Annotated in this window: 9 protein-coding genes; 5 read left to right on the forward strand and 4 right to left on the reverse strand. The window is 65.3% G+C overall.

Annotation, left to right across the window (positions count from 1 at the left end):
• Positions 1-122: 122 nt before the first annotated feature.
• Complete coding sequence (locus GWC77_RS07655; protein ID WP_173256302.1) at positions 123-1,346, reverse strand: MFS transporter; 1,224 nt, start codon at positions 1,344-1,346, stop codon at positions 123-125.
• A 279-nt stretch (positions 1,347-1,625) separates the two neighbouring features.
• On the opposite strand from GWC77_RS07655, the gene GWC77_RS07660 reads away from it, so the two are divergent.
• Together GWC77_RS07660 and GWC77_RS07665 are read left to right on the forward strand one after the other, a co-directional pair.
• Entirely contained in the window at positions 1,626-3,191 is a 1,566-nt protein-coding gene (locus tag GWC77_RS07660; RefSeq protein WP_173256303.1) for a TAXI family TRAP transporter solute-binding subunit, read from the forward strand.
• 115 nt (positions 3,192-3,306) lie between these two features.
• Positions 3,307-3,948 carry a DsbA family protein gene (locus GWC77_RS07665; protein ID WP_173256304.1) on the forward strand — a complete coding sequence of 214 codons (642 nt, stop codon included), beginning with the start codon at positions 3,307-3,309 and terminating at the stop codon, positions 3,946-3,948.
• Positions 3,949-3,982: 34 nt separating this feature from the next.
• Here the strand turns inward: GWC77_RS07665 and GWC77_RS07670 are convergent, their stop codons facing one another.
• From GWC77_RS07670 to GWC77_RS07680, 3 genes are all read right to left on the reverse strand, one after another.
• Complete coding sequence (locus GWC77_RS07670; RefSeq protein ID WP_254366866.1) at positions 3,983-5,122, reverse strand: helix-turn-helix domain-containing protein; 1,140 nt, start codon at positions 5,120-5,122, stop codon at positions 3,983-3,985.
• Between the two features lie 302 nt (positions 5,123-5,424).
• On the reverse strand, positions 5,425-7,431 hold the full coding sequence (locus GWC77_RS07675; RefSeq protein WP_217283207.1) for a hypothetical protein: 2,007 nt from the start codon (positions 7,429-7,431) through the stop codon (positions 5,425-5,427).
• A 119-nt stretch (positions 7,432-7,550) separates the two neighbouring features.
• Positions 7,551-9,587, reverse strand: a complete 2,037-nt coding sequence (locus GWC77_RS07680) for a hypothetical protein (RefSeq protein WP_254366867.1) — start codon at positions 9,585-9,587, stop codon at positions 7,551-7,553.
• Between the two features lie 1,331 nt (positions 9,588-10,918).
• Between GWC77_RS07680 and GWC77_RS07685 the strand changes: the two genes are divergently transcribed.
• Genes GWC77_RS07685 through GWC77_RS07695 form a run of 3 tightly spaced genes read left to right on the forward strand, consistent with a single transcriptional unit; the run spans position 10,919 to position 15,140 of the window.
• Complete coding sequence (locus GWC77_RS07685; protein ID WP_173256306.1) at positions 10,919-11,920, forward strand: GlxA family transcriptional regulator; 1,002 nt, start codon at positions 10,919-10,921, stop codon at positions 11,918-11,920.
• A 12-nt stretch (positions 11,921-11,932) separates the two neighbouring features.
• Positions 11,933-13,708 carry a mannose-1-phosphate guanylyltransferase/mannose-6-phosphate isomerase gene (locus tag GWC77_RS07690; protein ID WP_254366868.1) on the forward strand — a complete coding sequence of 592 codons (1,776 nt, stop codon included), beginning with the start codon at positions 11,933-11,935 and terminating at the stop codon, positions 13,706-13,708.
• A 28-nt stretch (positions 13,709-13,736) separates the two neighbouring features.
• A complete protein-coding gene (locus GWC77_RS07695; RefSeq protein WP_173256307.1) occupies positions 13,737-15,140 on the forward strand; it encodes an undecaprenyl-phosphate glucose phosphotransferase in 1,404 nt (467 codons plus the stop codon).
• Positions 15,141-15,158: the final 18 nt, after the last annotated feature.

The following is a 15,158-nucleotide window of genomic DNA, read 5'->3' on the forward strand; positions in this document are numbered from 1 at the left end:
CCCGCGGAAGTAGTGCGATTGATTGCAGTGAGACGTGCCGCAATGTCATCAGTCATCGTATGAGACGCGTGCCGTGGTGGGCGTATGTCCGGCGGCCAACCGCCGGATTCGAACGACGCGGCCTAGAACGCCGGGGCGGCGCCGTTGCGCACGTAGCGTACGTAGAGGCTCGCGCTCAGCGCTGCCGCAGCCGCGGCGGCGAGTGCAGCCATGAGGAACACCGAGGCATAACCGAAAGCGCCTGCGACATAGCCCGCCAGGGGCCCCATGATGCCGAGCGAGAGGTCGAAGAACACGGAGTACGCCGACAGCGCCGCGCCACGGCTCGCGGGTGGCACGAGTTCCACGGCCTCGACGCCGAGTGCAGGGAATACGAGCGCGAAGCCGAAGCCGGTCAGCGCTGCCCCGGCCAGCGCGGCATGCGGGGTGCCGGCCAGCCAGAGCAGAATCAGGCCCGCGCATTCGAACGAGAACGACGCGATGGCAATGCGCAACCCGCCATATGTTTTGATGGCATTGGCGAATGCGAGGCGGGCGCCGACGAACAGCATCCCGAATACGCTCAGTGCGAGCGCCGGATGTTGCCAGCCGCGCGCGGTGTAGTAGAGCGCGATGAATGTCGCGATGGCGCCGAAGCCCGCGGTGCCGAGCGCGAGGCCAAGGCCATGGGGCAGGACACGCATGAAGACGCTCGCATACGACATCCGTTCGCCGTGGACAGGCGGGACCGGCGCGACCCGGCGCGCGAACGCGTAGCCGAGCGCCGCGAGGACCATCGTGACGGCGCCGAGCGCCCACGGGCCGCCGAGCGCATGGGCAAGCGCGGCGCCGGCCGGCGCGCCGACGGCAATGGCGCCGTAGGTGGCGACGCCGTTCCACGAAATCACGCGCGCGCTGTGATGCGCGCCGACGCGTCCGATGCCCCACAGAATCGCGCCCGTGCCGACGAAGCTCTCGCCGAAGCCGAGAACGAGCCGCGAAAGCAAGAGGACGCCAAGGCTTGCAATGCGCCACTCGGTCAACATGCTGGCGACGAGCAGCAGCGCGCCGCTCGCACCGCATGCGGCAAGGCCGGTGAGCACGGTGCGCCGGGCGCCCCGTGCGTCGGCGCTGCGACCGGCGTGCGGCCGCGAAGCGAGTGTCGCCGCGTATTGGACGCTGACGGCCGCGCCGGCCAGGACCGAACCGAAGCCGAGTTCGCCGTTGACGAAGCCCGGCAAGACGGGCAGCGGGATGCCGATCGTCAAATAGCAGAGGAATGTGAAACAGACGACGCCGACGATGCGCGCGGTCGCCATGCGATCGGACAACGCGGGTTGAGATGCGGAGGCGGACTCGGCGGACATGGACTCGGCGGCGGGACTGGGCAAGACGTAAAACCGGCAACAAAGATATGCGGCACGCCGGCTGACGGGGCGCGCCCGTGAAACGGGCGCCGTTCCCATGCGGCTCGCCGCAAAGCGGAGATTGTCTCATGGAACCGGTTTCTTTGCGTCGCAGCAAAGGATGCGGCCAAGCGGCGAACGGCATGCGCGACGGCGCGATTCCTGTACCATCGGCGGGCGCCGCGGTCCAAGACACGGCGGCGCGATGTTCACAGTTCCGACGCGTCCGATCCACTATCGATGAAACCGACTTCCGACCGCCCGCGCCGCGCCCCGCGCCTCGTCGCGCGTTTCGTAGCCATTTCCTGGCGCGATCTCGCGGTCTCGTTCGGCCCGATCCTGCTTGTGTCGGCGGCCGCCATCTGGGGTGCCATCCGTCTCATTCAGCCTGCGCCGCCGACGACGCTCACCATCACCGCGGGCCCGCCGGGCAGCTCGTTCTGGAACGCCGCCATCGGCTATCGGCGCATTCTGGCGCGCAACGGCATCAAGCTGATCGTGCTGAGTTCCGAAGGATCGCAGGAGAACCTGGAGCGGCTGTCCAATGTGCGCTCGGGTGTCGATGTCGGTTTCGTGCAAAGCGGACTCGTGGCGCCGCCGGCTGACTCCTCGGCGGCGAGCGCGTCGGCGCCTTCGTCGGCTTCATCGGTATCGTCCGCCTCCCAGCCGGTCGCGGCCTCCCTATCCGCCGCGCCGGCTTCCACGGTGTCGCCCTCCGCCTCGACATTGGCGCTGGCGCTGGCCGCATCGGATGGCTCGCCACCGTCGGCTGCATCCGACGCCGCCTCGGCGTCCGACGGCGGCGCGGTACCGCGGCCAGTGCCGAAAGGGCTCGTGTCGCTCGGCAGCGTCGCCTACGTGCCGCTCGCCGTGTTCTATAACGGACACGCCCGATACACGAGGCTCTCGGCGTTCGCCGGCAAGCGCCTTGCAATCGGGCCCGAAGGCAGCGGCGCACGCGCCTTGGCGCTCACGCTGCTGAAGGCCAACGGGATCGCGCCGGGCGGCAGTACCACATTGCTGCCATTTACCGGCGAACAAGCGGCCGATGCGTTGACGCACGGAAGCATCGACGCCGCGTTCTTTTCCGGCGATTCCGCGCAAGTCCCCGTGATGGCCCGGCTCACGCGCACGCCAGGCGTGCGGCTCTTCTCGTTTTCCCAGGCGGATGCGTACACGCGGCGCTTTCCGTATCTGACCGATATCGTCTTGCCGATGGGCGCGTTCGACCTCGGCAAGAACGAGCCTCCGCGCACGGTCCACACGCTCGCGCCGACGGTCGAGCTGATCGCTCGCGATTCGCTGCACCCCGCGCTGTCGGACCTCCTGATCGAGGCCGCGCGCGCGGTCAACGGCCGGCCGAACCTGCTGCAGCGCGCAGGCGAGTTTCCGGCGCCGATCGCGCACGATTTTCCGATCAGCGATGACGCCGCGCGCTACTACAAGTCGGGCAAGAGTTTTCTCTATCGGCTGATGCCGTTCTGGTTGGCCAGCCTTGCCGACCGGCTCATCGTGTTGATCGTGCCGATCGTCGTCGTGCTGATCCCGGGGCTGCGTCTCGTGCCTTCACTCTATTCGTGGCGTGTGAAGTCACGCATTTATCGCTGGTACGGTTCGCTGATCGCGCTCGAGCGCGCTTCGCTCAGCGACACGTCCGAAAGCGAGCGTTCGGCGCTCGTCGACCGCCTCGACGAAATCGAGGCATCGGTCAACCGGCTCAAGATGCCGCTTGCCTACGCGGACCAGTTTTACGTGCTGCGAGAGCACATCGGGTTTGTCCGGGAGCGGCTCGCGAAAAAGACCTGAGGGGGCGCGCACGCCGCAAGGCAGCGCGCGTAAGATTCAAGAAACGCGCGGCGTGGCCGGTGCTGCGGTGGCGTAGCACGGCTCGAGGCAGTCCAGGGTGCAACGGGAGACAACAATGACGCACAGCATCGATGCGGCCATGCCGCTGTGGTTCTACGACTTCGTGTCGCCGTTCTCGTATCTCCTGCTCGAGCAGCACGACAAATGGCCCAGCATGCCGTTCGCGCTCGTGCCCGTTTCGGTCCATGCGCTCTATCGCCACTGGGGGCAGCGACCGGCGAGCGAAGTGCCGCCGAAACGGGCGTTCACCTATCGTCACGCGCTGTTTCGTGCCGAGCAACTCGGCATTCCGTTCAAGATGCCGCCGGTGCATCCGTTCGATTCGACGAAGGCACTGCTGCTCGCGGCGGCCATCGACGCCGATCTGCCCACCGTTTGCACGATGTTTCGTTTCATTTGGCGCGATGGCCGCGATCCGTCGACGCCCGACGGTTTCGCGGATCTATGCAGCGCGATCGGCATGCCGCATGGCGAGCGGCTCGTCGAACACGAGGAGACGAAGTCGCGGCTGCAGCGCAATCTCGACGATGCGATCGCGCTCGACGTATTCGGCGTGCCGACGTTCCGGCTCAATCGCCAGCTCTTTTGGGGCGAAGATGCTTTGCCGATGTTGCTGTATTGCGCGCGCTCGCCGGGCTGGCTCGAGTCGCCCGAAGTGCGGCGCCTCGGCGATTTGCCGAACGGGATCGCCTCGTAGTCGATAGACCGCGTTGCGCCAGTTGCCAGCTACCCTAGCCGCGCTGACTCGTGCGCCGGCGTTCGGCGATCCGGTATTCGGTCGGTGAGATCGCGAGCCGCTTGCGGAAGATCTTCGCGAGCCCGTCGCCGCTGCTCACCCCGCAACGGCGGGCGATCTTGTCCACCGGCAGATCGGTTGCGACCAGCAGCAGACAACTGGCGTCGAGCCTCGCACGCAGCAGATATTCCGACGGTGTGAGACCCATTTGCGATTTGAAGCGGCGCAAGAAACTGCGCTCGCTCATCGCGGCGACCTGCGCGGCCTTGGCGACCGAGATCGGGCGGCCGTAATTTTCGCGCATCCATCGTGCCGCGGCGTTGATCTTCTCGCGAGCGCCGCCTTCATCGAGCTCGCCGAGCACGGCGCCGAGACGCCGCCACGCGCCCGGCACCGAGCGTTCGGAAATCTCGCGCGCGGCATCGGCGCCGCGATCGCGCTTGACGATCGACAGCGCGGCAGCGATCGGGCCGAGGGGATCGTCGAGCGCGACGGGCTGCTCGATCAACGGTGGACTTCCCGCCGCGGCGCCGATCGCGAGCGGTACGCTGGGCACGGGCGATCCCGCTTCCGGGTGTTGGCTCACGGCATGTGCGGCGGCCAGGATGGCGAATCCCTCGCCGATAGCCTTCACGATGCGGGTCTTCTCGAGCACTGCACGTAGATGGCGCAGAAATGTTTCGTCGGTCTTCGCGCGAGCGGCGCCCGGGCCGCCGGCGATGAAGAGCACATCGAAACCGCGCGCGCCGTCGTCTTCGAGCCGCTCCGACCAGACGCGCATGGCGCCGCTGCTCGCAATACTGCCGCCGACGTCCGACACGACGACGAGTTCGTAGGGTTCGGGCGGCTCGTGTGCTTCGGGCATGCCTTGCGGCTCGACGTGAGTCTGTACCCGCGGCTCGGCGCGCGGCGGCGGATTCGCGCGCGACGATGGCGGCGGGGGCTCCCCTGCGTGCGTCGCGCCCGCGCCGGGGGCCGAGCCTATGCCCGTGCCCGTCGGCGCGCCCGAGTGCTCCTGCGCTGCGACTTCGCGTTCGAGTTCGATCTCGTCGGCGAGCCGGAACACCTCGGCGACCGAGCTCACTTCGACGAGTGAAAACGCGTCGAAGATCAAAATAGCGATGCGTTTGGTCATGAGAGCAATATCGTCGCGACGACATCGGCGCCGCTCGCGGACATTCGCCTTGCGGCGTTCGTGGCAGCCAGCCCGGGTTCCCGGCGTCATGGTTCGACGGCGAAAAAGAATCGTGCACGGGGTGAAAGCTAATGGACTGGCTGCGTCGCATCATATGCGGCGCCGCATGAGACGCCTCTCGCAGCGTCGGAAAAGCGCGAGATGTTGTCAGATGGTCTCGATACTTTCGCGCTGCACGGCGAGGCTCCGGCCGCGATATGCGAGCCGGCGTACCTTCGCATGGCGGTGCGCACCGACCGAGGTCACTGCCCGGTGTAGCCCGCGGGAACGGTAACGTGGGACATCATGGCGTTGCGGTTCGACGAGACGACGTAGATGGGCGATTCGCTGAGCGGCAACACGATGCGGCCGTTGCTGTAGGCCATGGACGCGGCGTTGCCCATGACATCGAGCACGGTGACATTGCCGGAGGTGCCGTCGTCGTCGACCTTCAGCGAGTAGGGCACGGTGTAGGTGGCACTGAAGCCGGTGGCGGCGCTCCACACGGCATTGTTGTGCGCCCACAAGGCGGTGACGATCTTGCCGCCGTTCAAGCGTTGGAACGCATAACCGTAGACGCCCGAGGGGGTGTCCTTGAGATAGCCGAGCGTAGTGGTGCCGTCGACGATGCGCGTCATCGCAGCCATAGCCATCGCGGCGGGTTTCGGGCTGATGTCGTTCGAGCCGTAGCTGCCTTTCGGGTTGGACAAATCGAAGAACAGTCCGTAGCCGGGCGGCGAGTCGGGCGTGTCCGACGAATAGAACACGTAGGTCATGTCCGCACCCTCGCCGAGCAGAATCAAATGCGTGCGAGCAACGACGGCGCCCTGGGCAAACAGCACGTTCTGCGTAGGGTAGTTGGCGCCGTAGGCGGTACCGATGTCATAACTGATACCGGTTTCGGTCGCGAAAAGCTTGGCTCCGGGTTTCAGATACTGAACCATCGCGCGACGCAGCTCGCGCATCGAAGCGGGCAGCGCATTCGCCGCGCGGGCGGCATCCGCACTGGTTGCGAGCCGTTCGGGCGGGTGCGACGGCGAGCAGCCGACATCGTAATAGCCGTGAATCGCAAGGCCGTCGAGATAGTGCGCGAGACCCAATGGCGCGAGGCGCTTGAGCCAGCGCGTGTTTTCGCGTACCGATGCATTCGCGGTGCCCATGACGACGGCGTGCGGATCGGTCGCATGAATCGACTCGTAGGTCGCGCGATAAAGCGCGACGAAGTGCGCATCGGTATCGCGCCAGGGCAGTCCGCCGTCGTAGTCGGGCTCCCAGGTCGTTTGATAGTAATTGTTCGATTGATTCGGAAAGTAGCGCGCTCGAATGGCCGCGGAGTCCTGGCCGACCCGGCGCATGTAGCTGCGATAGGCGGCCTCGGACGACGGCGCATAGCTGTGCGTGCGCTGGCCGGTGGGACTGGCCCAGCCGGGAATGCCATCGAGCTGGATGAGCCGCATGATGTCGCCCTGTCTGAAGTAGCGCGCGAGCGTCTCGGTACCGGGCTTGAACGTATCGGCCTTTTCCTCCTCTTTCATGTACCAGTTGCGATTGTCGTTGGCCCACGAGAAGCCGAGCGTCGGGTAGAGCGGCCGATAGCCGTCCCCATCGCAGCAGGTTTCACCGGGCGCGAGGTAGTTGGTCCCCTGTCCGCCGAAACGATGCTGATCTTCATGTGAATAGCTCGGCCCCGGCAGCACGCGGGCCACATCGGGCAGCACACCGAATGTGGCGATGCCCGCGGGGCGGGTGCCACGGGCCGGCAAGGCATCCCCTGCGTCCGCGAGCCGCGCCGAGACCGCAAAATAGCCGGCCAGCGGAGAACGGCAGCGCAGCGTGGTCGTGCGTGCACCGGCGGGTATGCGCAGACGGCCGCTTGAGCGTACGGCATCGCGCGCGTCGTGGATTTGCCAGACGACGGTGTCGTCGTGTTCGATGTGCGTCGTGAACGCGATCGTGAAGTCGCGCTCCACGTTGAACGTGCGCGTGCCGTTGCTGCCCGGCGTATCGGCTTCGAGTGCGTCGCCTTTTTCGCGCGCCGCGTGCGTGCTCGCGCCGGGCTCGCACGCGATCGATCCGCTCACGCTGAACGGCATTGCCTTGGCCGTGGCGGCCGCGGCGCGCGTGGGTTGCGCTTGTGCTGCGTCGGCGCGGCCGCGTTCGCAGGCCGCGAGCGCACATGCCAGCGAGAGCAGGACGGGCGTCGCGAACAATGCGAGCCGGCTCAGGCGCGGGCGCCGATGCGCCTCGCGATCGGGGAGGGCTGCGGGCATGAAACGAACGCGCTCCTGAAAGACGGATTCTCGAGTTCAGCACAGTGTTCGCGCAGGGACCGTGCCCTGGCGAACATTTCGTGTGAACGATCCGCGCTAGTCGGAGCGCGCCCGCCCCATCACTGCGCCACGTAACCGGCGGGAACCGTGACGTGGGACATCATGGCGTTGCGGTTCGACGAGACGACGTAGATGGGCGATTCGCCGAGCGGCAGCGTAATGCGGCCGTTGCTGTAGGCCATGGACGTGGCGTTGCCCATGACATCGAGCACGGTGACATTGCCGGAGGTGCCGTCGTCGTCGACCTTCAGCGAGTAGGGCACGGTGTAGGTGGCACTGAAGCCGGTGGCGGCGCTCCACACGGCATTGTTGTGCGTCCACAAGGCGGTGACGATCTTGCCGCCGTTCAAGCGTTGGAACGCATAGCCGTAGACGCCCGAGGGGACATCGTTGAGATAGCCGAGCGTGGTGGTGCCGTCGACGATACGCGTCATCGCGGCCACAGCCATCGCGGCGGGCTTGGGGCTGATGTCGTTCGAGCCGTAGCTGCCGTTGGCATTGGACAAATCGAAGAAGAGTCCGTAACCGGGCCCGTCGGGCGTATCGGACGAATAGAAGACGTAGGTCATGTCCGCACCCTCGCCGAGCAGAATCAAGTGTGTGCGCGTAACGACGGCGCCATGCGCGAAGAGCACATTCTGCGTGGGGTAGTTGGCGCCGTAGGACGTCCCCATGTCGTAGCTGATGCCGGCTTCCGTCGAAAACAGTTTGGCGCCAGGCTTCAGATACTGCGCCATCGCCTGGCGCAACTCGCGCATCGAGGCGGGCAGCGCGTTCGCCGCATCGGCCGGATTGGGATCGGTTGCGTGCCGCTCAGGCGGATGTGACGGCGAATTGCCCACGTCGTAGTAGCCGTGAATCGACAGCCCGTCCAGATACTGAGCGAGGCCCAGCGGCGCGAGGCGAGCGAGCCACTCCGAATTCGTGCGCACGAGCGCGGCCGTCACACCCATGACCACGGCATTGGGATCGGTCGAATGCAGACCCGTGTAGGCAGCGCGGTACATCGCAACCAGGTTGGCGTCGCTATCGGACCACTTCGTCGGGCCGCCGCCGTCGGGCTCCCACGTGATCTGGTAGTAGTTGTTGGCCGCTTTCGGGAAGTAGGCCGCGTGGATCATCGCGGAATCGGTGCCTACCCGGCTCGCGTAATCCTGAAACGCCGACTCCGAGGACGGCGCATAACCTTCGGTCTGCCCGCCGGTCGGACTCGCCCAGGCGGGAATGCCGTCGAGCTGGATCAGCCGCATGATGTCGCCCCCGCGGAAGTACGGTGCAAGCGTTCCCGTACCCGGCGCAAAGGTGTTGGGACCGTTCGGTTCTTCCATGTACCAGTTGCGGTTGTCGTTGACCCACGCGAGACCGAGGTCGGTGTAAAGCGGGCGATAGCCGTCGCCGCTGCAGCAGGTGGTGCCCGCCACCAGATAGTTCGCGCCCTGGCCGCCGAAGCGGTGCTGGTCTTCGCGCGCGAAGACGGGGGCGGGTAGCGTGGCCGACAAGTCGGGCAGCACACCGAACGTCGCGATACCGGCCGGACGGGTGCCGCGCGATTGCAACTGCGCCCCGTTCGATGTCAGCGATGCCGTGACGGCGAAATAGCCGGCGAGCGTCGAGGAGCAATCGAGGGTCACGGTATTCGCGCCGCTTTGCACGGGAAAGCTGCCGCTTGCGCGTACGACGTTCCAGTCGTCGCGGATCTGCCAGCTCAGCGTATCGGCTTGCGCCGCGCGTGTGGTGAAGGCGAGCTTGAAGCGGCTGCCCGACGCGAACATGCGCGAGCCGTCGCTGCCCGGCGTGTCGGCTTCGATTGCGTCGCCGCTTGAGGACGCCGCGCTCGTCGGGCTCGACACCGATCCGCAGGTCAGCGCCTGAGCGCCGGCCGCAACGATGGGCGCGGCTGTGTTGGCTTGATTGGCACCCGCGGAGCCCGAGCCGGCGCCGCCACCCCCTCCGCCGCACGCGGCGAGCGCGAGAACCGCACACGCGACTGCGGCCGGCAAGGCGACGTAGGGTGGGGGAAAACTGGAACGCTCGGTAAGCAGGGAGGGAAGCAAGCGGGGGGCGCGCTTGGACAGCGCATTTGTTTTCGTCTTCATTCGTACGGTATGAAAAAAGCCGCGCCGTAAAAAGTGACGAGCGCAGGCATCCCGCATCGCAAGAGCGATGAACGGGGGCCACCAAAAGGCGGCGCAACCAAGGGAATGACGCGGTGTGTCGATTCGGCACGAAGAGGCGCAACCCGCTCAGGGCGGGGCCCTCGACCGCAAGACGCGGCCTTGCCGGAACGGCTCGTGACGCCAGGCGTATGAGGAATCGGGCGCGACGGCGATGTACAAACGTTTGCGTCTGACGAAACCGTACTGGCCGGCGATTCAGTGGACGAAAGACTAACCCGATTCGGTAATTATCGGGAGTGAAACATCTAGCTTATTTGCGCAACGGCAAGTGGCGGATCGGTGCTGGTCCTGGCGTCTGTGGCAACCCCGGGTCGCGGCATCGGACAGTACGCAAACGTTGCAGAGATGAATCGATTCGTTTTCGCTGCGGCGACACGGCGCAACGTTTGCCGGTCGCGGATCGGCTGTCCGCATCTTTCGTGCCGCGGTGCAGGGAGTTGCGCGCAAAGCCCGACACATGGGCTCGAATGAGCGGGAACGCGCGGGGAGGACCCGTGTCGCCTTTCGCCAAGCCGCGGCAAGCGGCTTTACTCGGTAGATCAATAAGCGAACTTATGACATGCCAATAAAAGTGGTCAATACCGCAAATAGTGGTATATCCCGATCCCCATTAAATGAGTCATAAATGAAACATGAAAGCGACAGCGCTCCTATCGTTTTGTATTACAAAATAGGAAAGCCAGAACCGTGGCGCCCTAAATCGACCGCTTCCATCGTTAGTCGTTATGCGCCAGTGTGGCTTGAGCCACAGATGCCCGGCGCGACTCCGACTATCTTCCTATCGTGCGTTTGATCGGAAGTGTCTTCGAGATCTGCTTCGAGAGTTTGCGGAGCAGTTCCGGCAAGTTCTCATTGCCGTGAAGGCATGACCGTCCCCGCGCTCGGTTCCATCGGCTCGAACGAGGCCGAATCCAGCAGTTCATTTCAGCCACATAAGGAGACCGGGTTCGCTCGACGCGGAGCGGGCCTGGCGTCGGCAGCGTTGGCCGGCGCGCGCAGGCGTTCTTTAGCTAAATGATGTGCAAAGGGTTCGGAAGTTAATCGGATTTGTCTGGTTAGGGCAGGAGTATTTCGGCAATGGCAGAGATGGGCAGAGGAATTCGAAGACACGCGACGGAGCAATGCCGCCAAGATGCCGTTCGGTTACGTCACGTAATCCGCCATATGGATACGTGCTGCCTATGATGCACTGCAAATTGCCGAAAAGAGGGGCTGCCGATATGCAGGCAACGAATATTGAGGGAAATACCATGCCTTACGCGAGTATCGAACCCGCTGTGATGGGTTGGTTGCGTGCGTCGCAAACGAGCGCCGCGCGCACCGCCACGCGCCGTATCGCGATCGTTTTGTTCGACGGTTTTTCGCTCCTCGGCACAGGCCTCGTTGCCGAAGTCTTCCATGTGGCCAATGAGATCGTCAGTACGCGCTCCAGCGACGAGTGGGTCTACGACGTGACCTTCCTCTCCGCGGGCGGCGGCAATGTGACGTGCTCGTCGTCGGTGCGCGTGTGGACCGATGGGCTCGACGCGCGTCACTTCAGTGGCTTCGATGCGCTCTTCGTTGCAGGCGGCAGAGGGGCGACAGCCGCGGCGCATGACGAGCGGCTGATCGGTTGGCTGCGCCGCGTGCAGGTCAAGACCGCCAATGTGCGCTCCATCGACGAAGGCCACTTGCTGCTCGAAGCGGCCGGGATCGGCAATCGCGACAGCGAGTATCAGTTCAACTCCTATCTGAAGCAGGCCGGCCGCGATGCCCCCATCGCGGACACGGGCGACCGGCTCGCGCCGATGAAAGGCGCGCTGACGATGGTCAAGCGCGACCTGGGCCTCGACATCGCGCGCAGCGTCGCCGAGCGGCTGATGCCGGGCTCCAGCGCCCGCTTCGTGCCGATTCTCGGAGACGCGGGTGCCGCCAGCGCAGGCGACAAGATCCGTGCGGCGGCGCGTTGGCTCCAGGACAACTGCGAACGGCCGATCTCGATCGCCGATGCTGCGCAGGTTGCCGCCATGAGCGAGCGCAACTTTTTGCGCCGCTTCAAGCTCGAGCTGGGCATGACGCCGTCCGATTATCTGCTGCAGGCCCGCCTGGCGATCACCTGCAGCTTGCTGATCGACTCCGAGCTGCCTGTCGACAAGATCGCCCGCCGCAGCGGCATGGGCAACGGCGATCGGCTCGCGAAGATTTTCCGCAAGCGCATGATGATTTCGCCGACCGAGTTCCGCATGCAAAGCCGCCGCGACGTGGGCGGTTAACGGGAGCATGGCATGAGAACTCACGAACAACGATATGGCAGTGGGGTTGCTGGGTTGTCCACTCCTGGACCGATTGGCGCGCTCGGCGCCCAACTCGCGCGCGAAAGGACGCCGTGCCGGCGGATCGTCCCCGTCGTGCTCGCCGGTGGCTCGGGCACGCGATTGTGGCCGATGTCGCGTGAGCACTTTCCGAAGCAACTGATCGACGTCGTCGGTGCCGATACGCTGTTGCAGTCGACGGTACGACGGCTCGACGGTTTTCCGGAGGAGTGGGAACTGGCCGAAGCGCCCATCGTGGTCTGCGGCGGCGAACACTGCTTCATCATCGACGAGCAACTGCGCGAGAGCGGCGTCACCCCGCAGCTCATCGTCGAGCCGGCGCGCCGCGATACCGCGCCCGCGCTGACGATGGCCGCCGCGCTCACGTGCGCCCACGGGCACGACGCGATTCTCGTGGTGATGCCGTCGGATCATGCGATCACGGACGTGGCCGCGCTGCAATCTTCGATCGAGCTCGCCGCGCGCTACGCGCAGCGCGGCGCGATCGCGACGCTCGGAGTGCCGCCGACGCGGCCCGATACGGGCTTCGGCTACATCCGCATCGGCGACGCGTTGGGCGACGGCGCACATCGGATTGGCGGCTTCGTCGAGAAGCCGGCGGCGGAGCTCGCCGCGCAGTATCTCGCCGCGGGCACCTACTGGTGGAACAGCGGCATCTTCGTCATGCGTGCGTCGGTATGGCTTGCGACGCTGCGCGCGCTGCAGCCCGCGATGCATGACGCGTGTCTCGCCGCGTTCGCGAGCGGCACGACGCAGGACACGCGCTTCACACCGGGCGCGCAAGCGTTCGCGCAGACACCGGCCGATTCGATCGACTATGCGGTGATGGAGCGGCTCGGCGGCGCCGATGCGCCGTGCGAGGGCGTAGTCGTGCCCCTCAACGCGGGCTGGTCGGACCTCGGCTCGTGGGATGCCGTCTGGGATGCGCTCGAGAAGGACGGGCAAGGCAACGTGGCACGCGGCCGCGTCGTCTTCGAAGGAGCGACATCGACCTATGCGCATTCGCAGGGCCGGCTCGTGGCATGTGTCGGGACGACCAACATCGTCGTCGTGGAGACGCCCGACGCCGTGCTCGTCGCCGACCGGTCGCACGTGCAGCGCGTCAAAGGGCTCGTCGCCCGCATCAAGGCCGATCATGCGCCGGAGGCCGATGCGCACCGCTTGGTACGGCGTCCGTGGGGCTTTTACGACTCCATCGATCATGGCGACCGCTTCCAGGTCAAGCGCATCGTCGTCTCGCCTGGCGCGCGGCTATCGCTGCAGATGCATCACCACCGCGCGGAGCATTGGATCGTCGTGCGCGGCACCGCGCTCGTGACGCGCGGCGAAGAGCAGTTCCTGTTGAGCGAAAACGAGTCGACGTTCATTCCGCTCGGCGTGCTCCACCGTCTCGACAACCCCGGCAAGATGCCGCTCGAAATCATCGAAGTGCAATCGGGCGCCTACCTCGGCGAAGACGACATCGTGCGTTTCGACGACCAGTACGGCCGATGCGCACCAGCCGCTGCCGAGGAAAAACACCCGAGCAATGCGAGCGGCAACGGCAATGGCGCCGGCGCGAGCCACGGCAGTGGAAACGGCAATGGCGCCACTAATGGCGCCACCAACGGCAACGGCAGTGTCCATGCCGCCAGCAATGGCAACGGCAATGGACATACGGGCGACCACCACGGCAGCGACCGCCCCGGTAACGATCAGCGCCGCAACGGCAAGGGTCTGGCGTCCTGAGCCGCCCAATGCTCGCGGAGATACGAACATGCGTGACTTTCAAGGCCTCTTTGCACGATTGTGCGACGTCGCGCTCATTTTCGCGGCGGCGGTCCTGGCGTCGCATCTACGGTTCGAGGACTCGGCGCAAGACGGTTTTTCGGATGCGTTTGCGCTTTACACCGCCGCCTTCGCGCTCATGCTGTTCCCGGTGTTCGGTGTCTACGAGTCGTGGCGCGGCCGATCCAAGCGCGTGTTGGCGGGCCAGGTCGCGCTCGCATGGATCGTCGTGCAGGCTTGCGCGTTGATGGTCATGTTCTCGCTGCGCCAGATCGATTTCATCTCGCGCCTGTGGTTCGCTTACTGGAGTGCATTGGCCGCCGGGTCGCTGATCGCCTATCGCCTCGTCGCGCATGCCGTGTTGGCGCGGCTGCGCCATGCCGGCCTGAATCTGCATCAAGTCGCAATCGTCGGATGCGGTACGCACTGCGAGGGCATCCTGCGGCGGATCGAAGCGGCACCGGCGACCGGTTTCCGTGCAACGGCCGTCTATCTGCCGAACGGCGATCCGCGGCACGAACTGGCCACGCTCGATCATACCGAGCCGAAGGTGGACCGTTTCGACGATTTCGATGCCTTCGTCAAGTACGTGCGTGCGAGCGATCTGCACGAACTCTGGCTCGTTTTGCCGCTATCCGAGGAGCGCACGATTTTGCGCGTGGTGCGCGAGTTCCACGAAGACCTGATCAACATTCGCTTCATGCCCGATATCCGCGCGCTCGCTCTTTTCGACACGAGCGGCATCATCGATCTGCTCGGCGTGCCCGCGATCAATTTGATGGCCTCGCCGCTCTCGCCGAGCGCCATGTTGAAAAAGGAGATCTTCGATCGCGTGTTCGCGCTGTGCGCGCTGATCGGTCTCGCCCCGCTGCTGCTCGTCATTGCGATCGCGGTGAAGATTTCGTCGCCGGGCCCGGTGTTCTTCCGGCAAAAGCGCAAAGGCGCCGACGGGCGCGTGTTCACGATCTACAAATTCCGCTCGATGCGGCTGCACGATGAGAAACTCGGCGTGGTCAAGCAAGCGGTGCGTCACGATCCGCGCGTGACGCGCGTCGGCGCCTTCTTGCGCCGCACGAGCCTGGACGAGCTGCCGCAGTTTTTCAATGTGTTGAAAGGCGACATGTCTGTCGTCGGACCGCGTCCGCATGCGCTCGAACACGACGACCTCTATCAGAAGGTTGTCGCGGGCTACATCCATCGCTATCGGATCAAGCCCGGAATCACCGGCTGGGCGCAAATCAACGGTTATCGGGGCGAGACGGACCGCATCGAAAAAATGGAGCGGCGCGTCGCGCACGATTTGTATTACCTCGGCAACTGGTCGTTCGCACTGGACATGCGAATCATCGCCGCGACCGTCGTGAAGGGGCTCACGCATACCAACGCATATTGACGGTCGATCAAGAGCGGC

The organism is Paraburkholderia sp. NMBU_R16 (assembly GCF_013282575.1).
In the GTDB taxonomy this organism is placed as follows: domain Bacteria; phylum Pseudomonadota; class Gammaproteobacteria; order Burkholderiales; family Burkholderiaceae; genus Trinickia.

Excerpts from the sequence above, each read along its gene's own strand:
- GWC77_RS07655 (WP_173256302.1), bottom strand. The coding sequence starts at position 1,346 with ATGTCCGCCGAGTCCGCCTCCGCATCTCAACCCGCGTTGTCCGATCGC.
- GWC77_RS07660 (WP_173256303.1), top strand. The coding sequence starts at position 1,626 with ATGAAACCGACTTCCGACCGCCCGCGCCGCGCCCCGCGCCTCGTCGCG.
- GWC77_RS07680 (WP_254366867.1), bottom strand. The coding sequence starts at position 9,587 with ATGAAGACGAAAACAAATGCGCTGTCCAAGCGCGCCCCCCGCTTGCTT.
- GWC77_RS07685 (WP_173256306.1), top strand. The coding sequence starts at position 10,919 with ATGCCTTACGCGAGTATCGAACCCGCTGTGATGGGTTGGTTGCGTGCG.
- GWC77_RS07690 (WP_254366868.1), top strand. The coding sequence starts at position 11,933 with ATGAGAACTCACGAACAACGATATGGCAGTGGGGTTGCTGGGTTGTCC.
- GWC77_RS07665 (WP_173256304.1), top strand. The coding sequence starts at position 3,307 with ATGACGCACAGCATCGATGCGGCCATGCCGCTGTGGTTCTACGACTTC.
- GWC77_RS07675 (WP_217283207.1), bottom strand. The coding sequence starts at position 7,431 with ATGCCCGCAGCCCTCCCCGATCGCGAGGCGCATCGGCGCCCGCGCCTG.
- GWC77_RS07670 (WP_254366866.1), bottom strand. The coding sequence starts at position 5,122 with ATGACCAAACGCATCGCTATTTTGATCTTCGACGCGTTTTCACTCGTC.
- GWC77_RS07695 (WP_173256307.1), top strand. The coding sequence starts at position 13,737 with ATGCGTGACTTTCAAGGCCTCTTTGCACGATTGTGCGACGTCGCGCTC.